General features: G+C 65.1%; 21 protein-coding genes. 11 read left to right on the top strand and 10 right to left on the bottom strand.

Translation table 11 applies throughout. From position 1 onward, the window contains the following. Positions 1-42 precede the first annotated feature (42 nt). The 4 genes from WBP07_RS07620 to murI form a co-directional block, all read right to left on the bottom strand. Complete coding sequence (locus tag WBP07_RS07620) at positions 43-1146, bottom strand: NADH:flavin oxidoreductase/NADH oxidase (protein WP_395395753.1); 1104 nt, start codon at positions 1144-1146, stop codon at positions 43-45. Positions 1147-1314: 168 nt separating this feature from the next. Next, positions 1315-2529: a 5-aminolevulinate synthase gene (gene hemA, locus WBP07_RS07615; RefSeq protein ID WP_395395233.1), complete on the bottom strand. Its 1215-nt coding sequence runs from the start codon at positions 2527-2529 to the stop codon at positions 1315-1317. A gap of 174 nt (positions 2530-2703) precedes the next feature. Continuing rightward, positions 2704-3519, bottom strand: a complete 816-nt coding sequence (locus WBP07_RS07610) for a hypothetical protein (RefSeq protein WP_395395231.1) — start codon at positions 3517-3519, stop codon at positions 2704-2706. Continuing rightward, complete coding sequence (murI, locus tag WBP07_RS07605; RefSeq protein WP_395395230.1) at positions 3516-4349, bottom strand: glutamate racemase; 834 nt, start codon at positions 4347-4349, stop codon at positions 3516-3518. The genes WBP07_RS07610 and murI overlap by 4 nt, the downstream gene beginning before the upstream one ends. Before the next feature lie 109 nt (positions 4350-4458). On the opposite strand from murI, the gene plsY reads away from it, so the two are divergent. The 5 genes from plsY (at position 4459) to WBP07_RS07580 (ending at position 9764) form a co-directional block, all read left to right on the top strand. Beyond that, positions 4459-5046 (top strand): glycerol-3-phosphate 1-O-acyltransferase PlsY, encoded by a 588-nt coding sequence (plsY, locus tag WBP07_RS07600; RefSeq protein WP_395395229.1) that lies wholly within the window; start codon positions 4459-4461, stop codon positions 5044-5046. Next, positions 5043-6164: a DNA-processing protein DprA gene (dprA, locus tag WBP07_RS07595; protein ID WP_395395228.1), complete on the top strand. Its 1122-nt coding sequence runs from the start codon at positions 5043-5045 to the stop codon at positions 6162-6164. The genes plsY and dprA overlap by 4 nt, the downstream gene beginning before the upstream one ends. A gap of 67 nt (positions 6165-6231) precedes the next feature. Continuing rightward, on the top strand, positions 6232-6870 hold the full coding sequence (locus tag WBP07_RS07590; RefSeq protein WP_395395227.1) for a hypothetical protein: 639 nt from the start codon (positions 6232-6234) through the stop codon (positions 6868-6870). A gap of 114 nt (positions 6871-6984) precedes the next feature. Then, entirely contained in the window at positions 6985-9588 is a 2604-nt protein-coding gene (topA, locus tag WBP07_RS07585; RefSeq protein ID WP_395395225.1) for a type I DNA topoisomerase, read from the top strand. Further along, the gene (locus WBP07_RS07580; protein ID WP_313440627.1) at positions 9585-9764 is read left to right on the top strand and encodes a hypothetical protein; all 180 of its coding nucleotides are present in this window, start codon (positions 9585-9587) and stop codon (positions 9762-9764) included. The genes topA and WBP07_RS07580 overlap by 4 nt, the downstream gene beginning before the upstream one ends. A 14-nt stretch (positions 9765-9778) precedes the next feature. Here WBP07_RS07580 and WBP07_RS07575 read toward each other — a convergent pair whose 3' ends face one another. Beyond that, positions 9779-11284 (bottom strand): hypothetical protein, encoded by a 1506-nt coding sequence (locus WBP07_RS07575; RefSeq protein WP_395395223.1) that lies wholly within the window; start codon positions 11282-11284, stop codon positions 9779-9781. Between the two features lie 196 nt (positions 11285-11480). On the opposite strand from WBP07_RS07575, the gene WBP07_RS07570 reads away from it, so the two are divergent. After that, the gene (locus tag WBP07_RS07570) at positions 11481-12887 is read left to right on the top strand and encodes an MFS transporter (RefSeq protein WP_395395222.1); all 1407 of its coding nucleotides are present in this window, start codon (positions 11481-11483) and stop codon (positions 12885-12887) included. Between the two features lie 75 nt (positions 12888-12962). Here the strand turns inward: WBP07_RS07570 and WBP07_RS07565 are convergent, their stop codons facing one another. Genes WBP07_RS07565 through lepB form a run of 4 tightly spaced genes read right to left on the bottom strand, consistent with a single transcriptional unit; the run spans position 12963 to position 16437 of the window. Then, positions 12963-13994, bottom strand: a complete 1032-nt coding sequence (locus tag WBP07_RS07565; RefSeq protein ID WP_395395221.1) for an SGNH/GDSL hydrolase family protein — start codon at positions 13992-13994, stop codon at positions 12963-12965. After that, positions 13994-14887, bottom strand: a complete 894-nt coding sequence (gene era / locus WBP07_RS07560; protein ID WP_395395220.1) for a GTPase Era — start codon at positions 14885-14887, stop codon at positions 13994-13996. Before era ends, WBP07_RS07565 begins: the two co-directional genes overlap by 1 nt. Beyond that, positions 14884-15552: a ribonuclease III gene (gene rnc, locus WBP07_RS07555; RefSeq protein WP_395395219.1), complete on the bottom strand. Its 669-nt coding sequence runs from the start codon at positions 15550-15552 to the stop codon at positions 14884-14886. The genes era and rnc overlap by 4 nt, the downstream gene beginning before the upstream one ends. After that, positions 15553-16437, bottom strand: coding sequence for a signal peptidase I (lepB, locus tag WBP07_RS07550; RefSeq protein WP_395395218.1), 885 nt, complete (start codon positions 16435-16437; stop codon positions 15553-15555). 223 nt (positions 16438-16660) lie between these two features. Between lepB and pgi the strand changes: the two genes are divergently transcribed. Continuing rightward, positions 16661-18181: a glucose-6-phosphate isomerase gene (gene pgi / locus WBP07_RS07545; RefSeq protein WP_395395217.1), complete on the top strand. Its 1521-nt coding sequence runs from the start codon at positions 16661-16663 to the stop codon at positions 18179-18181. A 76-nt stretch (positions 18182-18257) separates the two neighbouring features. Here pgi and WBP07_RS07540 read toward each other — a convergent pair whose 3' ends face one another. Continuing rightward, entirely contained in the window at positions 18258-18905 is a 648-nt protein-coding gene (locus WBP07_RS07540) for an RBBP9/YdeN family alpha/beta hydrolase (protein ID WP_395395215.1), read from the bottom strand. Between the two features lie 253 nt (positions 18906-19158). Between WBP07_RS07540 and gor the strand changes: the two genes are divergently transcribed. The 4 genes from gor (at position 19159) to bktB (ending at position 23793) form a co-directional block, all read left to right on the top strand. Beyond that, positions 19159-20505: a glutathione-disulfide reductase gene (gene gor, locus WBP07_RS07535; RefSeq protein ID WP_395395213.1), complete on the top strand. Its 1347-nt coding sequence runs from the start codon at positions 19159-19161 to the stop codon at positions 20503-20505. Between the two features lie 335 nt (positions 20506-20840). Further along, positions 20841-22367 (top strand): acyl-CoA carboxylase subunit beta, encoded by a 1527-nt coding sequence (locus tag WBP07_RS07530; RefSeq protein WP_395395212.1) that lies wholly within the window; start codon positions 20841-20843, stop codon positions 22365-22367. A 2-nt stretch (positions 22368-22369) separates the two neighbouring features. Next, positions 22370-22603, top strand: a complete 234-nt coding sequence (locus WBP07_RS07525) for a hypothetical protein (RefSeq protein ID WP_395395210.1) — start codon at positions 22370-22372, stop codon at positions 22601-22603. Beyond that, the gene (bktB, locus tag WBP07_RS07520) at positions 22603-23793 is read left to right on the top strand and encodes a beta-ketothiolase BktB (RefSeq protein WP_395395752.1); all 1191 of its coding nucleotides are present in this window, start codon (positions 22603-22605) and stop codon (positions 23791-23793) included. The genes WBP07_RS07525 and bktB overlap by 1 nt, the downstream gene beginning before the upstream one ends. Positions 23794-23800: the final 7 nt, after the last annotated feature.

Below are 23800 nucleotides of genomic sequence, written 5' to 3'. Positions count from 1 at the left end.
TCATAATGACCGGGGGCCTTTTTCGTTTGGCGGCAGGCCTGCTCAGTCCGCGGTGAACAGGTCCTTCAAGCCGTGCGGTTGGCTGCGCAGGAATTGCGGAGAGACTTTGACCTTTGCGCCCAGTGCGGCGGCGGCGTGCCAAGGCCAGCGCGGATCGTAGAGCACGGTGCGCGCGATCGCGACCATGTCCGCATCGCCGGTGGCGACAATGGCTTCGGCCTGTTCGGGCTCGGTGATCAGGCCCACGGCGATGACGGGCATCGTCTCGACCGCTTCCTTCACCTTGCGGGCGAGGGGGACCTGATAGTTCGGGCCGACCGGGATTTTCTGGTCGGCATGAAGCCCGCCGCTGGAAACGTGGAAACCGTCGCACCCGCGCGCTTCCAGTACCTTGGCAAAGGCGATCGTCTGTTCGACATCCCAGCCGCCTTCCACCCAATCGGTGCCGGAGACGCGCACGGTTACCGGCTTGTCGGCGGGGAAGGCGGCGCGCACGGCGTCGTAGACTTCCAGCGGGAAGCGCATGCGGTTCTCAAGGCTGCCGCCATATTCGTCCGTCCGCGTGTTGGAGAGCGGGGAGAGGAACTGATGGAGCAGGTAGCCGTGGGCGCCATGAATCTGGATCGCGTCGATGCCCAGACGGGCGGCGCGGCGGGCGGCATCGGCAAAGGCATCGCGGATACGGGCAAGACCGGCCTTGTCGAGCGCCTGGGGCGCGTTCTCATGCGGAAGGAAGGGAATGTCCGATGCAGAGACCGTCTGCCAGCCGTTCGCGTCCTGAGGGGCGATCTGGCCGCCACCGTCCCAGGGCTTGGCGGTGCTGGCCTTGCGGCCGGCATGGGCAAGCTGGATGGCGATGGGCATGTCCGACCAGCGGCGCACCGATTCCAGGACCTTGCCCATGGCCGCTTCGGTCTCGTCATCCCACAGGCCGACGTCGGCGTAGGAGATCCGGCCTTCGGGGCTGACGGCGCTCGCCTCGATGGTGAGAATGGCGGCGCCCGATTGGGACAGGTTGCCAAGGTGCTGGACGTGCCAGTCGGTCATCTTGCCGTCTTCGGCGGAATATTGGCACATCGGCGCGATGACGATGCGGTTTGCGAGGGGGAGCTTGCCGAGGGAGATCGGTTCGAAAAGCTTGGCCATGCGGGTCCTTCCGGTCATGTCGTCGCATTGGGGGGAGAGGGGCGTCATCCGCGACGCCTGCGACGGCTGGCAAGTTGGGGTGCCGGGGCCAAATGAAAAGGGCCTCTCGCGCGTGCGGAGGCCCTTTCGTGAAAAGATTATATTGCCGCTGCGAAAGCGATAGCCGGGTCAGGCGGCCAAGCGCATCTCCAGCCGGCCCCAGATCTCTACCAGGGCGTCGGTCAGGTCGCGCATCATCGCTTCGGTATGCGTCGGTCCGGGCGTGAAGCGCAGGCGTTCGGTGCCGCGCGGCACGGTGGGGAAGTTGATCGGCTGCACGTAGGCGCCGTATTCGGCCAGCAGGATGTCGCTGATCTTCTTGGCCTTGACCGGATCGCCCACCATCAGCGGCACGATGTGCGTGGTGGAATCCATCACCGGCAGCCCGGCATCGCGGAACATCTGCTTGAGCAGGGCGGCGGAGCGCTGCTGCGCCTCACGCTCCACGCTGGAACTCTTGAGGTGCTTTACCGAAGCGAGCACGCCCGCCACCAGCACCGGGGAGAGCGAGGTGGTGAAGATGAAGCCCGGCGCATAGCTGCGGATGCAGTCGATCACCTTCTGGTCGGCCGCGATATAGCCGCCCATCACGCCGAACGCCTTGCCCAGCGTGCCTTCGATGATGTTGATGCGGTGCGCCGCCTCGTCCCGATCGGTGATGCCGCCGCCGCGCGGGCCGTACATGCCGACCGCGTGAACTTCATCGATATAGGTGAGGGCGTTGTACTTCTCTGCCAGGTCGCAGATCGCGTGGATCGGCGCGATGTCGCCGTCCATCGAATAGACCGACTCGAAAGCCACCAGCTTGGGCAGGTTCGGATCGGTGGCGGCCAGCAGTTCCTCAAGATGCTCAAGGTCGTTGTGGCGCCAGACCTTCTTTTCGCAACCCGAATTGCGGATGCCGGCGATCATGGAGGCGTGGTTCAGCTCATCCGAGAAGATCACGCAGCCCGGCAGCAGCTTTGCCAGCGTGGAGAGCGTAGCGTCGTTCGAGACATAGCCCGAGGTGAACAGCAGCGCGCCTTCCTTGCCGTGAAGGTCGGCCAGTTCCTGCTCAAGCTCGATATGGTAGTGCGTGTTGCCGCCGATATTGCGGGTGCCGCCGGAGCCGGCGCCAACGTCGTGCAGCGCCTCTTCCATCGCCTCGATCACTTTGGGGTGCTGGCCCATCGAGAGGTAGTCGTTCGAACACCACACGGTGATCGGCTTCGGCCCATTGTGGCCGGCGAAGCAGCGTGCGTTGGGATAGGCGCCCTTGTTGCGCAGGATATCGATGAAGACGCGATAGCGACCTTCGGAGTGCAGGCGTTCGATCGCCTGTTCGAAAATATGCTCGTAGTTCACCTGGGCTCTATCCTGCACTGGCCGTAAGAGGCTTCTACCTGTTGTTGCGCGCCAATACCGCATCGCTGGAAGCCTGACCAGCCGCTTGTATCAGTTACTGTGATCGATATCGCCCCGGGATCGGCGTGAAATAAATCGTCGCGCAGGCGAATTTTTCGCATTCGGGGCGTGCTTTCAGAAATGGGCGAAACCCCAGGGGATGCCCTGGGGTGCCGCCGGGTCATGGCCCGGCACGATGACCATCTTGGGCGCGGCGTGGTGAAGCGCATTGATCGCCATCAACCACGAGGCGATCGCCGTGCGTTTTTCCGGGTGCCCGATGTCCGCCAGCGTGCGCGCGCCGGGGCGGATCGATTGCCAACTCTCGGTGACTTGCGCGACATCGCCGGTGAACAGGAATTCGCGCCCGTCCGCCAGTTGCACGAAGACCATTCTGGCCTCCTCCGGCAGGCCCGGTTGCGGAATGACCACCACGCCTGGGGCGACCGCGCGCGGTGCACCGTCTCCCAGATCGGGCAGCGGCTGCGCATTGGGGGAGCGGACTTCCGGATTTCCGCGATGGACGGGATGGTCCAGCAGGCGCAGGCGCAGCCCGGCCTCGGACACTTCGTGATCGATCCGTTGCTGGGCGAACGCGTCGAAATCCGTCACGCCGTTGTCGCTGGCAATTTTCGCCGTGGTGCCGGCATCGATCACGATAGGGCGCGATCGCGGGATCAGCAGTTCGAACGCGCGCACGCCGACTCGGATCGGGCGCAGCCCGGTGCCGGCGGCAAGCTGGTTGTGGAGCGACATGCGCATGCCCACCAGTTCATGCCGGACTTCGGTGGGATGCTGGCCCTTGTCCGAATTGGCCAGGTTTCGCAATTCGTCGATATTCAGCGGTTTTGCGCGGGCTTCGGGCGCGCTGGAATCGAACTGGAACCAGTAGAGCGGCAGCCCGACGAGCATCAGCACGGCGAGCAGGAATGCATTCAGCCTCGGCGTCAAAACAGTCCGCCCCCCTCCAGTCCGTATCGCGCCAGAGCATCGGCGTAGGATGCGGACAAGTCCCTCGTCCCGGTGAATAGCGCCCGGTCGGGATGCTGGCGAGCATATTCCTGCCCGTCGGTCAGGCGGGCGATCTGGCGGGCAATGCCTTGCGCACCGTGGACGAAGGAGACGCCGGGGCCGAACGCTTCGGCCAGTTCCTCTTCAAGCAGGGGAAAGTGCGTGCAGGCGAGGACTACCGTGTCGATATCCGCGCCGCCGGGCATCGATCGCAGGGCATCCGCAGCGCGGCGGATGGCGCCGGGATCGACGGGTTCGCCGCGCAACTTCGCTTCGGCAGCTTCCACCAGTTCGGGCGCGCCGTGGCGTAGCAACTGCTTGTCAGAGGCGAATTCCCGCTCCAGCCTGTCGACATAGGCCTGCCGGATCGTTGCCTGCGTGCCCAGCAGGCCGATCGTGCCGCTGCGGGTCATCGCGGCGGCCGGCTTGATGGCAGGCACGGTGCCGACGATCGGCACTTCCAGCACTTCCCGCACCATGCCCAGCGCGATGGTGGAGGCCGTGTTGCAGGCGATGCAGACAAGGCGCGGTGCGAACCGCTCTGTCATGCGGCCCAGCAGGCCGGCAACCCGGGCGGCGATCTGTGCCTCCGTCTTGGTGCCATAGGGCAGGCCGGCGGTATCGGCGGCATAGATCACGGGCGCTTGCGGCAGCACGTTGCGCAGTTCGGCAAGCACAGTGAGCCCGCCGACACCCGAATCGAAAACGAGGATCGGCGCTGTGGGGTCGACCTGGTGGATGGCCGACACGGCGGAATTTTCGGAAAGCATGGTTTTTCCCTGTACCTTGCACACTGTTAACCGCGCCCGGGCGGGAAGGGCAATGTCGAATGCTGCAAGTCTCTTCGCCTTGCACGCCTCAGGCGCTAAGAGACCGGGCATGAATTGGATTCTTCCCCTCGTTCTCGGATACGCCCTCGGTTCGATTCCCTTCGGCCTTCTCATCACCCGCATTGCCGGCGCCGGCGATCTGCGCTCGATCGGATCGGGCAATATAGGCGCGACCAACGTGCTGCGCACCGGCCGCAAGGGGCTGGCGGCGGCAACGCTGCTGCTGGACCTGCTGAAGGGCCTTGCCGCCGTGCTGATCGCCGCGCATTTCTGGCCAGGTTTCGCCTGGCTTGGCGCGCTGGGCGCGTTTCTGGGCCATTGCTTCCCGGTCTGGCTGGGCTTCAAGGGCGGCAAGGGCGTGGCCACGACGGCCGGTGTGGCATTCGGCCTCGCCTGGCCGATCGGCGCGGCATACGCGCTGACCTGGATCGGCCTGCTGCTGATCGTGCGGATCAGTTCGGTTGCCGGCATGACGGCTGCGGCGATCGCGCCGGTCGCCGCGCTGCTGCTGGGTGAAACGCAGGCCGCCGGCGTGCTGGCGGTGATCGCCGCCATCGTGATCTTCCAGCACCGGGAGAACATCGGCCGTCTTCGCGCCGGCACCGAGCCCCGCGTGGGGAGCAGCAAGAAACCGTGAGCCTGGCGGAGGGGGACAGCAAGGCCAGGCTCTCGCAGGAAGAGGCGTTTGCGCGCATTCGCCTGCTGCGCTCGCCCAATATCGGCCCCGTCACCTATCGCCAGCTTCTTGCCCGCTGCGGCAGTGCCGTGGCGGCGGTGGAGGCCTTGCCCGAACTCGCCGGTCGTGCCGGTCGCCGCTATCAGGCCGCGCCGGAGCGGCTGGTGGAGGCCGAAGTGGCCCGCATCCGCAAGGCCGGCGCCAGTTACCTCTTCCACGATTCCCCCGAATACCCGCGCCTGCTGGCCCAGAGCGAGGGCGCCCCGCCGATCCTGACCCTGCGGGGAGACACATCGTTGATGAGCAGGCCATGCATCGCCATGGTCGGCGCGCGCAATGCCTCTGCCGGTGCGATGCGTCTTGCGCGCGAGCTTTCGCTGGGCCTGGCCGAGGCGGGATACACCGTCGTCTCGGGCCTTGCCCGGGGGATCGACGGCGCGGCCCATCAGGGCGCGCTGGCGGGCGGCGCGACGATCGGCGTGATCGCCTGCGGTATCGACGTGACGTACCCGCCCGAACACGCCGAGCTTCAGGACCGCGTTGCCACGCAGGGCCTGCTCCTGGCCGAACAGCCCCCTGGAACCGAGCCGCTGGCGCGCCATTTTCCCACCCGCAACCGGATCATTGCCGGGCTTGCCGCGGGCACCGTGGTGGTGGAGGCGGCGCCCAAGTCGGGCTCGCTGATCACCGCGCGGCTGGCGGGCGAGATGGGGCGCGAGGTGATGGCGATACCCGGCTCGCCGCTCGATCCACGTTCGCACGGCTGCAATCAGCTGATCCGCGACGGGGCGATGCTCGTGCAGTCGGTGGAGGACGTGATCGAGCTGATCACCCATTTTGACGGCGTTCCGCGCTCGACCTTCCGCGCGGAAAGACCCGATCCGCTGCCGATGGCGGAAGCGATCGAACAGGCGTCGCCGACCGGGATCGCCGATCTGCTGACCAACGCGCCCGTCGCGGTGGACGAACTCATCCGCCAGTCCGGCGCCAGTCCTTCGGCGGTCCAGATGGAATTGATGGAGCTGGAGATCGGGGGCAGGCTCCTGCGGCATGCGGGGGGCAGGGTGAGCTTGAGTTAACCGGCGTGAAGGAACATCGCCCTACATTGCGGCGGTGAACCTGTAACGGATCTTTGGGGGGAAGATAATGGCTGAAATCAGGCTTGGGATTGGTGATCTTGCGCAGGAATGCGGGCGGGTCGTCCGGGAGAACGGCGGGCTGCTTGCCGGCCTGCTCGTCGGGATATCAACCGCCTACACGGTGGCGGATCGTGTTTCTGCGGTGCTTGCCAATCCTGTGAGCATCGCGGTTTCGGTTTTCGTGCAATACATCTTTGTTGAAGTTGCGCTGGGAGTGACCGGGGAACGCCGCCGGTTCGGGTCGCTGTTCGGGGCGAACCTCATATCGGGGCTGTGCATCTTGTTTGGGGCGATATTGCTGGTGGTACCTGGGCTTTTCCTGGCTGCGCGCTGGGCACTGGCGCCTGCTTTCGTCGTGGCGAACGGCGAGCGTGCAAGCTCGGCACTGTCGGCAAGTTGGCAAGCGACCCGTGGCTGCTGGGTGCCGATCGCGTTTGGCTATCTGATCGTTGGCATACTCATCATCGTGCCGATCATAAGCGCCGTTGTAATGGGCAGCGATGACATGGCGAAAGTGGTCTGGTGGCAGAACGCGCTGCTCAATATTGCCATAACCGGCGGCACGCTGGCGGGCTGGGTCCTGGCGGTTGCCTCCTATCGCGCTGTGGGTGAGGCGCATCATGGACTGGAAACGGTCTTCGCCTGACTTGCCTTTGTCGCATTGGGGTGCTTGACGAAGCGCCCCAAAGCTTCTCACCCTATGCGTGTACACACATGCGCCCGCGTGGGAGCGCGCGCGTAGGGGCTATAAGAGTAACGAATGCAGCTAGTCATCGTAGAATCGCCGGCCAAGGCCAAGACCATCGAGAAGTACCTGGGCAAGGACTACAAGGTCCTCGCCAGTTACGGGCACGTCCGCGACCTGCCGCCGAAAGACGGCTCGGTCCGCCCGGACGAGGGCTTCGAGATGGATTGGGAACTCTATGGCGACAAGCAGCGCCAGGTGAAGGCCATCACCGACGCGGCCAAGGAAGCCGATCGTCTGATCCTCGCGACTGACCCTGATCGCGAGGGAGAGGCGATTTCGTGGCACGTGAAGGAACTGCTGGCCAAGCGCCGGGCGCTGCCCAAGGACGTGCAGCGCGTCACCTTCAACGCCATCACCAAGGAAACCGTCACCAAGGCGATGACCCAGCCGCGTGAGCTGGATCAGGACCTGATCGACGCCTATCTGGCCCGCCGCGCGCTGGACTATCTGTTCGGCTTCACGCTGTCGCCGGTGCTCTGGCGCAAGCTGCCGGGCGCCAAGTCGGCCGGCCGCGTGCAGTCCGTGGCGCTGCGCCTGATCGTCGACCGCGAGCGTGAGATCGAGGCGTTCACGCCGCAGGAATACTGGTCCGTCGCCGCGCAGATGGCGCATGACGGCACCGACTTCACCACGCGTCTGGTAACGTTCGAGGGCAAGAAGCTCGATCGCCTGAGCATCGGTGACGAGGGCACCGCGCTGCGCGCCAAGGCCGCGGTCGAGGCTGGCGCCTTCCGCGTCGAGTCGGTGGAAACCAAGCCGCACAAGCGCAATCCGCAGCCGCCGTTCACCACCTCGACCCTGCAGCAGGAAGCCGCGCGCAAGCTGGGCTTCTCCGCCAGCCAGACGATGCGCGTGGCGCAAACGCTCTACGAAGCGGGCGCGATCACCTACATGCGTACCGACGGCGTGCAGATGGACCCGAGCGCGATCTCGGCCGCTCGTGCGGCGATTTCGGACCGGTTCTCTGGCCACTATCTGCCCGAAAAGCCGCGCCACTACGAAACCAAGGCGAAGAACGCGCAGGAAGCGCACGAGGCGATCCGCCCGACCGACTTCACCAAGGACCGTTATGGTTCGGGTGACGAGGGCCGCCTCTACGACCTGATCTTCAAGCGCGCGATGGCCAGCCAGATGGCCTCCGCGGCGCTGGAGCGTACCACCGTTACTCTGCGCGACGGCACCGGCCAGAACGAACTGCGCGCGACCGGACAGGTCGTGAAGTTCCCCGGCTTCCTGGCGGTCTATGAAGAGGGCCAGGACAACAAGTCGGACGACGACGATTCGGGCCTGCTGCCGTTCATGAAGTCCGGCGACATGCCGGCGAAGAAGGACGTCACTGCCGAACAGCATTTCACCCAGCCGCCGCCGCGCTATTCGGAAGCGAGCCTGGTCAAGCGCCTGGAAGAACTCGGCATCGGCCGCCCGTCGACTTACGCGGCGACGATCCAGGTCATCAAGGACCGCAACTACGTTCGCACCGAGAAGAACCGCTTCTTCGCCGAGGAATCGGGCCGTCTGCTGACCTCGTTCCTCGAACGCTTCTTCCAGCGCTATGTCGCCTACGAATTCACGGCGGGCATGGAGGACGAGCTGGACGACGTTTCCGGCGGCCGCCAGGAATGGAAGGCGCTGCTCGAAGCGTTCTGGCGCGACTTCAAGCCGAAGTCGGACGAAGTGATGGAAAAGAAGCCCTCGGAAGTGACCGAGGCGCTGGACGAGTTCCTGTCCGACTACCTGTTCCCGCCGAAGGCCGACGGCACTGATCCGCGCCTCTGCCCCAAGTGCGGAGAGGGTCGCCTGTCGCTGCGCGGCGGCCGTTATGGCGCCTTCGTCGCCTGCTCGAACTATCCGGAGTGCAAGTACACGCGCAAGTTCGCGCAGCCCGGCGGCAGCGCCGATGGCGGCGGCGAGGACGAGGCGCTGGGCAAGGATCCGGAAACGGGTCTGGAGATCGTGCGCCGCACCGGCCGTTTCGGTCCCTACATCCAGCTGGGCGAGGGCAAGGAAGCCAAGCGTGCGTCGATCCCGAAGGATATCGACGAGTTGACGCTGGAATGGGGCATCAAGCTGCTCAGCCTGCCGCGCACGATCGGTCCGCACCCGGAAACCGGCAACGACATTACCGCCAGCATCGGTCGCTATGGGCCGTATCTGGCGCATGACGGCAAATATGCGCGCCTGCGCAACACGGCCGAAGTGTTCGAGACCGGCATGAACGCGGCGGTCTCGATGCTGGCCGATGCCGCCAACCGTGGCGGTGCCGGCGCGCGCGCCAAGGCGGAGCCGATCAAGGTACTGGGCGCCCATCCGACGACGGCGGGCGAGATCAAGGTGATGGCGGGCCGTTATGGGCCTTACGTGACCGACGGCACCACCAATGCCACGCTGCCGCGCGATCAGAAGCCTGAGGATCTGACCGCCGAGCAGGCGATCGCGCTGATCGACGCGAAGGCTGCCAAGGGCCCCGCCAAGGGCAAGAAGAAGGCGCCTGCCAAGAAGGCCGCGCCGAAGAAGGCCGCCGCGAAGAAGGACGGCGCCGCCAAGACGGCCGAAAAGAAGCCCGCAGCCAAGAAGGCTCCTGCCAAGAAGGCCGCGAAGAAGGAGGCCGCCGAATGAGCGACAAGATCGCCAAGCACAAGCAGCCCTGGAAGCCCGAAGAGCTTCAGAAGCTCCAGACCCTTGCCGGAAAGGGCAAGGGTCTGAAGGAGATCGCCAAGGCCCTCAACCGCACCGAGGAATCGACCAAGGACGCCGCGCGCCAGCACGGCTTCTCGATCGCCAAGGCGCGCTGATCAGGCCGCGCTGATTAAAGCTTGAGGCGGTAGAGCCCGTATTTTCGGGTGCCGAGGGTTACGCCGGCATAACGCTCGTAACTCTCGGCCAGCCGCTTTTCGACCAGCGCGCGCGTCGTCAGGTTGGGCAGGTTGGGGCGGCCGGATTCGGCCTTCACGATCACGCCCGGCCGGCTGTCGAACACCCGCGCGACTTCGGCCGCCGCATCCACACCCAGCGCCGCCGCCTCGTTCATGGCGTTGAGGTGGCTGGGATAGGCAAAGCGCGTCGGGATACAGGCGTTGGTCGTGCGGTAGAGCGCGCTGTCCCCTTCGTAGACATAGAGGCAGCGTCCGTGCAGTTCGCGGGCGATGAGGTCGCTCACCGCGGTGAAGTCCTCCGCGTCCCCTTTTTCGCGCACCTGGAATGCCGGGACGAGCACGGCGCCGATCAGACCCAGGCCGACTAGCAACTGGCCGTACCAGCGCTCCCCCTTGCGCACGCGGGCTAGGGCTGGGGCCGCCAAAATCGACAGCGGCACCAGCACCGGGCCGAGGTAGTGATCATACCACGTCCCGAATGCCAGGAACCCGGCGATCGCGAAGATCGCCCATATGCGCAGGGCGGGCAGCGTCGCGGGGCGCTCCCCGCGCATCGGCGAAAGGCGATGCGGCGCCAGCAGGATGGCCAGCGTGAAGGGCGTCATCGCCAGCACTTCCTTGGCAAGCTGGGTATAGGCGTCGGCGTGGTCGGTCGCCCGGCCGAAGATCGACAGGAAGTTGCTCTGGATGAAGGCGTCGAGATGGCCGAGCAAGGCATAGCCGGCCGCTACGGCCATGGTCGGCAGCAGCGCGGCCAGCAGCCATAGCGCGGCGGTTCCGGCAAGGCGTGGCGCCCCCCAACCGTCGGAACGCCCACGTGCAAGCAGCAGCAGGCCGAAACCGATCCCTTCGAACATCACGGTGTACTTGATCTGCATCGCCAGGCCGAGCAGCAGCATCGGCAGCAGCGCGCGGCGCCATAGCAGCGGATCGCCGCGCCGCTGGCAGGCTTCGATGACCAGCAGCGCAGCCACCACCACCGGCAGGTTGTAGAACACCGGCGCCTGCCCCAGCGCGGCATTGAACACGACTTGCCACAGCAGGTAGACCAGCCCGGCGGCCTGCGCGGCGCGCGGCGAGGCGATCCAGCGCGCCATCCGTTCTATCACCAGCGCGGTCAGCACCGAGCAGGCAAGGCCCAGTATCTGGTACGTCAGCACCGGATCGAACGGCAGCAGGTAGACGCCGCGATAGATCGCGAAAAGGCCCCAGGGCTTGCGGTCCCAGATGTCCACGAAGGGCAGGGCGCCCTGAGCCATGCGCTGGCCGACGAGGAGGTAGAACTGCTCGTCCGACTGGAACGCCGGCTTGCCCAGCATCATCAAGCGCAGCACGAAACCGACGACGAGATAGAGCGTGGGCGATCCGATGGCGGTTCCGCCACGGGGGCGCACAGCCTGTCCCGTTCGGGCAAGGAGGCGCCCGGCTGCAGCGATCATGCTCGACCCTTCTCGTTCCTCAAGCCCGCATGGATGGGGGCGATTTTGTCGCCTGCGCGTCATGCAAGTCGAACATGGCATTTTCGAGACGTTGCGGCGGCGCGGAATCAGCAGCTTGCTTTCGCGAAACCGCCTGCGACAATTTCTTACCGTGCCGGACTTGCGACGAATCCGGTCTTGAGGCGTTGGTCAGATCATGTTGCAAGTGCGAGACGAAGAAGCGGTATCGGCTCCCGCGATGGGGGAAGCGGTCATTCCGGATACGGGTCTCGCGATGCCGCGCAGGCTGTGGGCCATCGTCGCGATCTCCTTCGGCACATCACTGTTCGTGCTGGACGGCACCATCGCCAATGTCGCCTTGCCGACGATCGCGCGGGATCTTGGCGTCGAGCAGGGCGTGGTTGTGAATGTCGTTACCGTCTACCAGCTGGTCATGGTGATGGCGCTGCTGCCTTTCGCCAATCTGGGCGAGCGGCTGGGCCTAAGGCGTGTCTATCAGGCCGGCCAGATCATCTTCATGGCGGCTTCCGCCCTTGCCTTTCTGGCGCATTCGCTGCCGGTATTGCTGATCGTCAGGGCCGGGCAGGCGTTCGGCGCGGGCATGGCGATGAGCGTTTCGGCGGCGCTGATCCGGCAGATCTACTCCAAGGCCAGCCTTGGCAGCGGACTGGGTATCAATTCCGTAATCGTCGCCAGTTCGAATGCCGTGGCGCCGGTTCTGGGCGGCCTGATCGTTGCCCATGCCGACTGGCGCTGGGTCTTCGTGGCGGCGGTACCGCTGGCGCTGATTTCCCTGCTGATCGGCCGGTTCCTGCCCGATCCGGTGCGGGGCGCTACGCCGTTCGACTGGCGATCGGGCCTCTGGAGCGCGGCGAGTTTCGCGATGCTGATCGGCGGTATCGAGATGGCCGCGCATGGCGGCAGGGTGGCCGTGGGCATCGCGATCGCCTTGGCCGGTCTGGGATCGGCGCTTCTGCTGGCATGGCGGGAACAGCGACAGGCGAACCCGGTCTTTCCGGTCGATCTCTTGGCGATGCCGGCGATCGGCCTTTCGACTGTCGCGGCGATTGCGGCCTTCGTGGGATCCGCTGCGCTGATCGTGGCGCTGCCATTCCGGCTGGAGCAGGGCATGGGCTACACACCGCAGGAGGTGGGCCTGATGGTGCTGCCGTTCCCGCTGACGATGCTGGTAGTGGCGCCGGTGGCCGGCTGGCTGTCCGACCATGCTTCACCATCGATCATGGGGCTGATCGGAATGGTGATCGCCGTTGCCGGCCTCTGCTTCATGGCCTTCCTGCCGGACGACGCGGGCGTGGCCGGGGTGGCGTGGCGGCTGGTGGTTGCCGCACTGGGCTTTTCGCTGTTCTTCTCACCCAACGCGCGCATGATCGTGGGCAATGCCCCGCGTGAGCGGGCGGCGGCGGCGGGCGGATTGCTGGCTACCGGACGGCTGTTCGGGCAGACGCTGGGCGCGGCGCTGGTGGGGGTGACGCTCTCGCTCGGCCTGGGGGAAGGGCCGGTGCCGATGCTGGCCTGTGCGGTGCTGGCAGGCGTGGCCGCTCTCGCCAGCCTCGCGCGGTGGAGGCTGGCGGAACGGGTCTAGCGGCAAGCCACTCTAAGTTTTTGGTTTCCCGCGTTTTTCGAGTCATCAGGTGATCTCACCTGATTAGAAAACGCTCTAGCGGCGGTTGCGCGTGCCGGACGCTGTCGACGTGGGCACGGGCTTGACCGGGGGAACCGGCGGCGGCGTTACCAGTGGCGCCGGTGCCGGTGCGATCTGCGGCAGCAGGTTGGGCTTTACCGGCTTCACGCCGGTGCGCATCAGCCACCAGGCGATATCGTTCGCGGTGGCTTCCATGCCCGCGAAGTTCAGGTGCCATTGCAAGCCTAGGCGGCCGTCATAGCCATCGGGAGAGCCGATCAGCCAGGGCACGGTATCGCACGGGGTATGCACGGCGGAAGACTGGTTCATCTCCACCAGCAGCGCTCCGTTTGCGGAGGCGACGCGGGTGGTTATATCGGCCAGACGCACGCCGATCTGGCGGATGATCGCGGCGTGCTCCTCGCTGACCGGGGTGTCCATGCAAAGCTTGCCGGGCGCGGGCAGCGGCGTCAGGTACTGGACGAAGACGATGCGCGCGCGTGGAGCCTGCGTGCGCACGCGCCGCGCAATCTCCATCAGCTGCATTTCATCGCGCGCGTAGTCGTACTCGGTCGGCACTTTCACCGCGCCGCAGGGGCGGGGCTTGCCGCCCGCTGCCAGCGACTGCTTCGCGCGATAGGCGCAGGAGGCGTTGAACAGGTTGCCGACGTAGTTGAGGTCGTTCCCGCCAATGGTCAGCGTGACAAGGCGGGTCTGCGCCGTGACGGCGTTGATCTGCGGCGGGATGTCGCCCCAGGGGCCCAGCACGTTGTCGGTCGTCGCGCCGGAGCACGAACGGTCGGTCAGCACCATCCCGAAGCGTTCGGCCAGCAGGGAGGGGTAGTTGTTCTGGCTCTGTCCGCAGCGTGCCGGCCCGCCGGGCTTGGCTGGGGGCAGCATCGGACCGGCCGCGAAGGACGATCCGATGGCGACATAACGCTGGCCGGCCAGCGTTTCCTCTACCTGTGCGCCGATATCGGCCTTGACTGTCTGCGCCTGCGCCACGGGCATGGCGCAGCAGAGCGCGATCGCCGTCGCGGCGAGCGTGGAGAACCGGATGCTGGGCATTACTTCACCCAGTCCAGCCCGATTTCTTCATAGATATCGCGCGCGTCGGCCCAGTTTTCCTCTACCTTCACGTGGAGGAAGAGGTGAACCTTCTGGCCCAGCACTTCGGTTAGTTCCTTGCGTGCAGCCTCGCCGATGGCCTTGATCTTGGCGCCGCCCTTGCCCAGCACGATGGCGCGCTGGTTGTCGCGGGTGACGACGATCTGCTGGCGGATTTCCACCGAACCGTCCTTGCGCTGCTCGTACGCTTCGGGACGCACGGCGGCATCGTAGGGCAGTTCCTCGTGCAATTGGCGATAGAGCTGCTCGCGCGTGATTTCGCAGGCCAGCAGGCGTTCGCTGGCGTCGGAAACCTGATCTTCCGGATAGTGCCAGGGGCCTTCGGGCATCAGCTTGGCAAGATGCGTCTTCAGTTCGGGCACGCCGTCGCCGGAAAGCGCGGAGACGAAGAACACTTCGTCGAACTGGACCTTGCCGGTCAGTTCCTGCGCCAGCACCAGCAGCGGTTCCTTGGCACCGGCATCGACCTTGTTGATCACCAGGATCTTGCGTTCGGGGCGGGTGGCCAGCGCTTCCAGCAGCGGTTCCAGCTCATGCCGGCGCTTCTTGATGGGATCGACCACCAGCAGCACCGCATCGGCCTCCTGCGCGCCTTCCCAGGCGGCGGCGACCATCGCGCGGTCAAGCCGGCGCTTGGGCGCGAAGATGCCGGGGGTGTCGGCCAGAATGATCTGCGTTTCACCTTCCAGCGCAATGCCCAGCAGGCGTGCGCGGGTGGTCTGGGCCTTGGCCGAAGTGATGGCGACCTTCTGGCCGACCAGTGCGTTGACCAGCGTAGACTTGCCCGCGTTGGGCGCGCCGATCACGGCGACGAGACCGCATGTCTCGGTCATCCGAATTTCCTCATGAATTCCTCGGCCGCGCGCGTTTCCGCGTCCTGCTTTGAGTTCGCGACAGCGCGCGCAGAGCCGACGTTGTGAATGGATACCTCGACAGTGAATTGCGAGGCATGGTCGGGGCCGGAGCGCTCGACCAGCTTGTATTCGGGCATGCGACGGCGGTTGCCGGCGGCCCATTCCTGCAGGGCGGACTTGGGATGCTTGCGCTTGCCGGCCTTGCCCTGCATCGCTTCGCCCCAGAGGTTGCGCACCATGGCGCGCGCCGCATCGAAGCCGTGTTCGATGAAGCAGGCGCCGATCAGCGCTTCCATCACGTCCCCCAGGATATTGTCGCTGTCCTGCCCGCCATCGTCGCGCGCCTGTTTGCCCAGGCGCATGCGCGGGCCAAGTTCGATCCCGCGCGCCACTTGCGCGCAGGTGGTGCGGGCGACCAGCGCGTTCAGGCGCTGCGACAGGCGGCCTTCGGCTTCCTCGCTGTTCTGATAGAGCCATTCGGCGACCGAGAGCCCAAGCACCCGGTCGCCGAGAAATTCCAGTCGTTCGTAATTGCGCTTCTCGCCTGTGCTGCCGTGGGTAAGGGCAGCGGCCCAAAGGGCCTCGTCGGCGGGCTCAGCCCCCGCGACTGCGGCGATGAAGGCGCGGTCCTGCGCGTCAATCACTCAAATAATGCTCCCGATGCGGCTCCAGCGCGCGGCGGTGAACCAGGTCCAGGGGAGGAACCAGTTCGCCGAACCGTCTGTGGAGAACATCATGATGGCGGCCTTGCCGACCAGGTTGTCCTGCGGGACGATGCCGATGCCCTGGCCTTCCACGGCGGGGAAGCGGCTGTCCAGCGAGTTGTCGCGGTTGTCGCCCATCAGGAACATGTGGCCTTCGGGAACGACGTAGACGCCGGTATCGTCCTGCGGCGTGTGGCCAAGGTCGAGCACGTTGTAGCTCTTCCCGTTCGGCAGCGTCTCGCGGTACTGCGGATAATTGCAGACCGGGCCGCCCTTGGCGTCCGTGCCTTCGAATTCCGGGGCGTAGCAATGGGTATTGGGCGTGACCGGCAGCGCGAAATCGGGCTGCTTCACGCGCGGCACGGCCTTGCCGTTGATCCAGACCTGGCCGCCCTTCACCTGCACTTCGTCACCGGGAAGGCCGATCACGCGCTTGATGTAGTCCACGTCGTTGCCCGGGGGCGCCTTGAAGATCACCACGTCGCCGCGTGCGGGCTGGCTGGCGAAGACGCGGCCGGGGATCAGCGGCAGGCTGAACGGCAGCGAGTACTTCGAATAGCCGTAGGACCACTTCGACGCGAACAGATAGTCCCCGTTCAGCAGCCGCGGCAGCATCGATTCGCTGGGAATGTTGAAGGGCGAGATGATGAAGCTGCGCAGCACCACCACGCCCAGCACCAGCCAGAACAGGAAGGAGAGGAAACTCTCATCCTTCTTGGCGGGTTGGCCTGAATGCTTGTCGCGGTTGGTCGCCGGGTTTTGTCCGGAGCCGGAGGCGGGGTTTGCGGATGACGGGGCCGGGGCCGCTGTGTCGGTTTCGCTCATGCGCCGACCCTTGTTGCGCGCGCGCGCTCCCGTCAAGCGCAATCCCGCCGGATACCCCATGTGGATCGACCAAAATCGTCATCTTTCAGGCCGATTGGTCTGCAACAATGCCCCTTGGCCTGAACGGGCCCGCCATGCATAACGCGGCCCGCGAATTTGGCCGCGCTTTCAGGCGCAGTGTCGGCGGCGGATCTGGCCGCAAACGTAACGAAGGGAACAAGGCATGAGCAAAGCGGTGTGGAACAAGCTGGAGAGCCTTCCCAAGCCGAGCCTGAAGGAGCTTTTTGCTGCCGATCCCGACCGCCTGGAGACCTTCGCCACGCATTTTGAGGCCAGCGATATCGAAGCCGATTGCGGCATGCGGTTCGACTGGTCGAAGACGCATCTCGACGCTGCGCACGTCGCCGCGTTCCTGGAACTGACCGAAGCGATGGACTTCGAGGGCCGCCGCGCCGCGCTGTTCAATGGCGAGATCGTCAATCCCACCGAAGGCCGCGCCGCCGAACACACCGCGCAGCGCGGCGTCGGCAGTGAGGAAAGCGTGGCTCTCGCCGCCGAATATCACCACCGCATGGCCGCCATCGTGGAAGCCATCCATCGCGGCGCCATGGGTGAGGTGAAGCACCTGATCCACATCGGCATCGGCGGCTCGGCGCTGGGCCCGGCGCTCGCGATCGACGCGCTGGCGCGCGACGGGGCAATGGTGAACGTGCAAGTCGTCTCCAACATCGACGGTTGCGCGCTGGAAGCCGCTTTTGCGAAGTGCGATCCGGCCACCACGATGCTGGCGGTTGCCTCCAAGACCTTCACTACAATCGAGACGATGACCAATGCCGAAAGCGCGATCGCCTGGCTGCGGGAGAACGGCGTGGAGGATCCTTACGGCCGCGTCGTCGCGCTGACGGCCGCGCCGGACAAGGCGATCGAATGGGGCGTGGACGAAACGCGCATCCTGCCGTTCTCCGAGAGCGTCGGCGGGCGCTATTCGCTGTGGTCCTCGATCGGGTTCCCGGTGGCCATGGCGCTCGGCTGGCCGGATTTTGCCGAGTTCCTTGACGGGGCAGCGGCGATGGACGCGCATTTCCGCGATACCGATGGCCTTGCCAACCTGCCGCTGCGCGCCGCTTTCGCGGACCAGTACTACACCCGCCTGCGCGGCTGTCAGACGCGCGGCGTGTTCGCCTATGACGAACGCCTGAAGCTGCTGCCGGACTATCTCCAGCAGCTGGAGATGGAATCGAACGGCAAGAGCGTGAAGGTGGACGGTACGCCGGTCGATGGGCCGACTGCGCCGATCACCTGGGGCGGCGTGGGTACGGATGCGCAGCATGCCGTGTTCCAGCTGCTGCATCAGGGCACCAACATCGTGCCGGTGGACTTCATCGCCGCGATCGGACCGGGCGATGATCTGAACCCGGCGCATCATCGTATCCTGCTGTCGAACTGCTTCGCGCAGGGCGCGGCGCTGATGGCCGGCAAGGCCAGCGAGGATCCGGCGCGCGCCTATCCGGGCGATCGTCCCTCGGCCACGATCCTGCTCGATGAAGTCAGCCCCGCCACGTTCGGCGCGCTGATCGCGTTCCACGAACATCGCACTTTCGCCAATGCCGTGCTGATGGGCATCAACCCGTTCGATCAGTTCGGCGTCGAACTGGGCAAGGAAATCGCCAAGCAGATCGAGCAGGGCGATACTTCGTTCGACCCTTCGACCGAGGCGCTGCTGTCGCTGGCCGGCATCAAGTAAGGTCGGCCTGACGGTAAATGAAAAGCCGGGGGCGCGGGCCGCGCCTCCGGCTTTCGTTATTTGGGCGATGTGCCGGTCAGGATCGGTATTCGAGGCCTTCCGACCAATCGCCATTGTTGAGGATGTGCGGTGTCGCTGCCTCCGGCCGGGTGTTCATCAGGCGGTGGAGCAGGCGCTTGCCATCCTCCCAGCTGCCGATCTTCGAATCGGCATTGATGTGGCCGGCATCGCCCGCATCCTCGAACTCGCTGCCCCACTGCTTGGCGAGCAGCTTGGCCGTCGGGAAACCGATCCACGGATCGTTGCGACTGGCGACGAGGATGGACGGGAAGGGCAGCCCATCGGCCGGCGTCGGTGCGAAGCCGTTCAGCCGATCGTCGCGCGGGAAGAAGTCCACTTCCGGCGGGGCGACCAGCAGGGCGCCGATTACCGGGCTCGACCAGCCGGGCTGTTCGAACTTGGCCCACCATGCCGTCAGCAGGCAGCCAAGGCTGTGTGCCACCAGCACCACCGGCCGTCCCGCGCGTTGCACGGCAAGGTTCAGCCGATTGATCCAGGTGTTGCGATGCGGCTTTTCCCACAGGCCGAGGTCGACCATCTGGGCATCTTCCATCTCATCCGCCCAGCGGCGTTGCCAGTGGCCTGGTCCGCTGCCGTCAAGGCCCGGGATGAGCAGGATGAGAGGCTTTTCGGCAGGGGCCGCAGCGGATTGCGTCAGTGCCATCTGTCTTCTCCCAAAAGGGCGCCCGCCGGAAGGGGAGACGGCGGGCGATGCGACTCCTATAAACTCAACCAAAAAAGTTGACAATGAGTCTGCGTCCAGCGGAGAGCCGATTTCGACGATCCGTTTCCGATTGTTCCTGCCGCCATGCGCAAATCGCAGGTTGGCAATATGTGCGCCCATGCCCCATATGCGCCCCGCCCCTGGACGGGGCATAGGGTTACGCCCCCGGACGGGGTGCATAGGAGCAAGCCGCATGTCCGAATTCGACTACGACCTCTTCACCATCGGCGCCGGATCGGGCGGCGTGCGTGCGAGCCGGATCGCGGCGGCGCACGGTGCGCGCGTGGCGGTGGCGGAGGAGTTCCGGGTCGGCGGTACATGCGTGATCCGTGGCTGCGTGCCCAAGAAGATGCTCGTCTACGGCGCGCACTTTGCCGAGGATCTGGAAGACGCCAAGCACTTCGGCTGGGACATTCCGGAAGCGAAGTTCGACTGGCTGAAGCTGCGCGACAACGTGCTGGGCGACGTCGATCGGCTGAACGGGCTCTACACGCAGACGCTTTCGAACAACAAGGTGGAGATCTTCCACGAGCGTGCAGTGATCACCGGCCCGCATGAGATCACGCTGTCCAGCGGCGAGAAGAAGACCGCCAAGGTGATCCTGATCGCCACCGGCGCGCGTCCGCTGATACCGAGCTGCCCGGGCCACGAACTGGGCATCACCTCGAACGAGGCGTTCCACCTCGACGCGATCCCCAAGCGCATCCTGATCGCCGGCGCCGGCTATATCGCCAACGAGTTCGCCGGCATCTTCAACGAATTCGGCGCCAAGGTGACGCTGATCAACCGCTCCGACGCGCTGCTGCGCGGCTATGACGAGCAGCTGCGCGACCGCCTGCTGCAGATCTCGCTCGCCAAGGGCATCGACTTCCGCTTCAACGCGGACTTCCGCGGGATCGAGAAGAACGCCGACGGCTCGCTGACGGTCTCGATGACCAATCACGATCCGCTGGAAGTGGACTGCGTGATGTTCGCGACCGGCCGCGTGCCCAATGTCGAAGGGCTGGGGCTGGACAACGTCGGCGTCGAACTGGACGACAAGAACGCGATCGTGGTCGACGAATATTCGAAGACCAGCGTCGACCACATCTACGCCGTGGGCGACGTGACCAACCGCGTGCAGCTGACCCCGGTGGCGATCCGCGAAGGCCATGCCTTTGCCGATACCGTGTTCGGCGGCAAGCCGACGACGGTGGACTATTCGTGCATCCCCTCGGCCGTGTTCAGCCATCCGCCGATCGGCGCGGTGGGGCTGACCGAGGCGCAGGCGCGCCAGCAGTACGGCGAGGTGGAAATCTACACGAGCGATTTCCGCCCGATGAAGAACGTGGTCGCCCATCGCAACGAACGTTCGCTCTACAAGATGGTCTGCGAGGCGCACACGGGCCGCGTGCTGGGGCTGCACATGATCGGCCCGGATTCGCCTGAGATCATCCAGGCCGCCGCGATCGCGGTGAAGGCTGGGCTGACCAAGGCCGATTTCGATGCCACCGTCGCCGTCCACCCGACCATGTCGGAAGAGCTTGTGCTGATGAAGTGATCCGGAGGCGGGTTTTGACGGCCCGTCCCGAATGCAATTGTCGCAACCGCGTCCGCGCGGGAGTGTAGAAAGCCCGGATGCCGCTATTCCCAAGCGGCGTCCGGGCTTTTCCGTTTTGGGCATCGTCCGCGCGAATGAATCGCTAAATTGCGCCATTTCATCGGCAGGGCGGTGTCGATCCATCGGTGGGGCGGATTTGCCGCCAGATCATTACTCCTACCATTTAACCGAGCGATTAAAACTATTGACCTGAGGCGTTCGACCTGCCTTAGCAGTCACAGCAAATTCGCGCCGAACGGCCAGAGGAAGGCCGGGGTCATTGCAAGGGATAACGGATGTCAGCCAATATCGCCGAAATGGAGAACCGCCGCGCCGCAGCAAAGCTGGGTGGTGGTGAGAAGCGCATCGCCGCGCAGCATGCCAAGGGCAAGCTGACCGCGCGCGAACGCCTCGATATCCTGCTCGATGAGGATAGCTTCGAGGAATTCGACCTCTACGTCGAACATGACTGCACCGATTTCGGCATGGAAAGCCAGAAGATCCCCGGCGACGGCGTCGTCACCGGATCGGGCACCATCAACGGCCGCCTCGTCTTCGTGTTCAGCCAGGACTTCACCGTGTTCGGCGGTTCGCTCTCGCACCGTCACGCGCAGAAGATCTGCAAGCTGATGGACAATGCGATGAAGGTCGGCGCGCCGGTGATCGGCCTGAACGACTCCGGCGGTGCACGCATCCAGGAAGGCGTGGCCTCGCTCGGCGGTTATGCCGAAGTGTTCCAGCGCAACGTGCTCGCCTCAGGCGTGGTGCCGCAGCTTTCGCTGATCATGGGGCCCTGCGCGGGCGGCGCGGTCTATTCGCCGGCGATGACGGACTTCATCTTCATGGTGAAGGACAGCTCGTACATGTTCGTCACCGGACCGGACGTGGTGAAGACCGTCACCAACGAAGTCGTCACGCAGGAAGAACTGGGCGGCGCGATCACGCATTCCAGCAAGACCTCGGTGTCCGACCTCGCGCTGGAAAACGATATCGAGGCGCTGCTGGCAGCGCGCGATTTCTTCGATTTCCTGCCACTGAACAATCGTGAGGAAGTGCCCGAGCGTCCTTGCGCCGATCCGTGGGATCGCGCTGAGGAAAGCCTGGATACGGTGATCCCGCCTTCGGCCAACCAGCCTTACGACATGCATGAGGTGATCAAGAAGACCCTCGACGAGGGTGACTTCTTCGAGGTTCAGCCGCTGCATGCCGGCAACATCATCGTCGGTTTCGGCCGGATCGAGGGCAAGACCGTGGGCGTCGTCGCCAACCAGCCGATGGTGCTGGCAGGCGTGCTGGACATCAACTCGTCCAAGAAGGCCGCGCGTTTCGTGCGCTTCTGCGATGCCTTCAACATCCCGATCATCACTTTCGTGGACGTTCCGGGCTTCCTGCCGGGCACCGATCAGGAGCACAACGGCATCATCAAGCACGGCGCCAAGCTGCTGTTCGCCTATGCTGAGGCGACCGTGCCGAAGATCACCGTGATCACCCGCAAGGCCTATGGCGGCGCTTACGACGTTATGGCGTCCAAGCACCTTCGCGGCGACCTCAACTACGCTTGGCCCACCGCCGAAATCGCGGTGATGGGCGCCAAGGGCGCAGTGGAGATCATCTTCCGCGGCCTCTCGCCCGAGGGCATCGCCGAGAAGACCAAGGAATACGAAGACCGCTTCGCCAATCCCTTTGTGGCGGCGAGCCGGGGCTACATCGACGAGGTGATCTACCCGCACTCGACCCGCAAGCGCATCGCGCTGGGTCTGCGCAAGCTGCGGACCAAGAGCCTCGAAAACCCCTGGAAGAAGCACGACAACATTCCGCTGTGACTTTGGATTTCCTCGATGTCTGGCCGGTCATCCTTTTAACGGGCATCGCCGGGACATTCCTCTGGAACGGGGTTCGAGGAATACGTGAAGGGACTGTACGAATTCCGTTGCAGTTCCTGAACGACGATGAATTCGAGCGAGGCACGACGATGTTCGGCTTCGCCGTGGCAATGAACTTTCTGGGCGGTCTGGGCGTACTTGCCGGACTGATCTGGTGGAAATTGGGGAACGGATGATGGCTGGTCTTGAAGACATCTACATCGTCAGCGGCGTGCGCACGGCAGTCGGTGACTTCGGCGGTTCGCTGAAATCGTTCATGCCGTCCGACCTCGGCGGCAAGGTCGTGACCGAGGCTCTAAGCCGCGCGGGCGTTTCGCCTGAGGACGTCGGCCATATCGTCATCGGCCAGGTCATGCCCACCAGCGGCAAGGATGAGATGCTCAGCCGCGTTATCGGCATCAATGCCGGCGTGCCGTTCGAAGTGCCGTCGCTGACGCTCAACCGCCTGTGCGGATCGGGCGTGCAGGCGATCGTCTCGGCCGCGCAGATGATGAAGCTGGGCGAGGCGGGGATCACCGTTGCCGGCGGCGCGGAATCGATGTCGAACGTGCCCTATCACGACCATGGCGTGCGCTGGGGCAAGAAGATGGGCGCCAACACGCAGGAAGACGCGCTGACGGTCGGCCTTTCGGACGCCATCGGCGGCTACCACATGGGCATCACGGCGGAGAACGTGGCGGAGCGCCACTGCGTCACCCGTGAGGACATGGATGCGCTCTCCGCGACCAGCCACCAGCGTGCCGCCCGCGCCATCGCGGAAGGCCGCTTCAAGGCCCAGATCCTTCCGATCGAAGTGAAGACCCGCAAGGGCGTCACCGTCTTCGATACCGATGAACATGTCCGCGCCGATACCACGGCCGAGACGCTGGCCGGCATGAAGCCTGCCTTCAAGAAGGATGGCGCGGTTACCGCCGGCAACGCCTCGGGCATCAACGACGGCGCCGCCGCCGTGGTGCTGGCGACGGCGTCCGAAGTCGAGAAGCGCGGCCTGAAGCCAATGGCGAAGATCGTCGCCTGGGGCCATGCCGGTGTCGAGCCTGCCTACATGGGCGAAGGCCCGATCAAGGCGGTTCCGATAGCACTGAAGCGCGCCGGACTCTCGCTCGACCAGATCGACGTGATCGAGAGCAACGAGGCTTTCGCCGCGCAGGCCGCCGCCGTTTCCAAGGTGCTGGGCTTCGATCCGGAGAAGGTGAACCCGAACGGTTCGGGCGTTTCGATCGGTCACCCGGTTGGAGCCACCGGCACGATGCTCGCGATCAAGTGCATGTACGAGCTGAAGCGCACGGGCGGGAAGTACGGCCTCGTCACCATGTGCATCGGCGGCGGGCAGGGCATCGCCCTCGTGCTTGAGAACGTGGCCTGAGTCAGTG

This window comes from Novosphingobium oxfordense (assembly GCF_044029435.1).
Taxonomy (GTDB): domain Bacteria; phylum Pseudomonadota; class Alphaproteobacteria; order Sphingomonadales; family Sphingomonadaceae; genus Novosphingobium.
This window is presented reverse-complemented; position numbering and strand designations above follow the sequence as displayed.

Bases quoted from the DNA above. Each gene is read 5' to 3' on its own strand.
- era (WP_395395220.1), bottom strand. From the start codon at position 14,887: ATGACCGAGACATGCGGTCTCGTCGCCGTGATCGGCGCGCCCAACGCG.
- topA (WP_395395225.1), top strand. From the start codon at position 6,985: ATGCAGCTAGTCATCGTAGAATCGCCGGCCAAGGCCAAGACCATCGAG.
- murI (WP_395395230.1), bottom strand. From the start codon at position 4,349: ATGCTTTCCGAAAATTCCGCCGTGTCGGCCATCCACCAGGTCGACCCC.
- lepB (WP_395395218.1), bottom strand. From the start codon at position 16,437: ATGAGCGAAACCGACACAGCGGCCCCGGCCCCGTCATCCGCAAACCCC.
- pgi (WP_395395217.1), top strand. From the start codon at position 16,661: ATGAGCAAAGCGGTGTGGAACAAGCTGGAGAGCCTTCCCAAGCCGAGC.
- WBP07_RS07620 (WP_395395753.1), bottom strand. From the start codon at position 1,146: ATGGCCAAGCTTTTCGAACCGATCTCCCTCGGCAAGCTCCCCCTCGCA.
- WBP07_RS07580 (WP_313440627.1), top strand. From the start codon at position 9,585: ATGAGCGACAAGATCGCCAAGCACAAGCAGCCCTGGAAGCCCGAAGAG.
- WBP07_RS07575 (WP_395395223.1), bottom strand. From the start codon at position 11,284: ATGATCGCTGCAGCCGGGCGCCTCCTTGCCCGAACGGGACAGGCTGTG.
- gor (WP_395395213.1), top strand. From the start codon at position 19,159: ATGTCCGAATTCGACTACGACCTCTTCACCATCGGCGCCGGATCGGGC.
- WBP07_RS07530 (WP_395395212.1), top strand. From the start codon at position 20,841: ATGTCAGCCAATATCGCCGAAATGGAGAACCGCCGCGCCGCAGCAAAG.
- WBP07_RS07570 (WP_395395222.1), top strand. From the start codon at position 11,481: ATGTTGCAAGTGCGAGACGAAGAAGCGGTATCGGCTCCCGCGATGGGG.
- WBP07_RS07590 (WP_395395227.1), top strand. From the start codon at position 6,232: ATGGCTGAAATCAGGCTTGGGATTGGTGATCTTGCGCAGGAATGCGGG.
- WBP07_RS07540 (WP_395395215.1), bottom strand. From the start codon at position 18,905: ATGGCACTGACGCAATCCGCTGCGGCCCCTGCCGAAAAGCCTCTCATC.
- plsY (WP_395395229.1), top strand. From the start codon at position 4,459: ATGAATTGGATTCTTCCCCTCGTTCTCGGATACGCCCTCGGTTCGATT.
- bktB (WP_395395752.1), top strand. From the start codon at position 22,603: ATGGCTGGTCTTGAAGACATCTACATCGTCAGCGGCGTGCGCACGGCA.
- WBP07_RS07565 (WP_395395221.1), bottom strand. From the start codon at position 13,994: ATGCCCAGCATCCGGTTCTCCACGCTCGCCGCGACGGCGATCGCGCTC.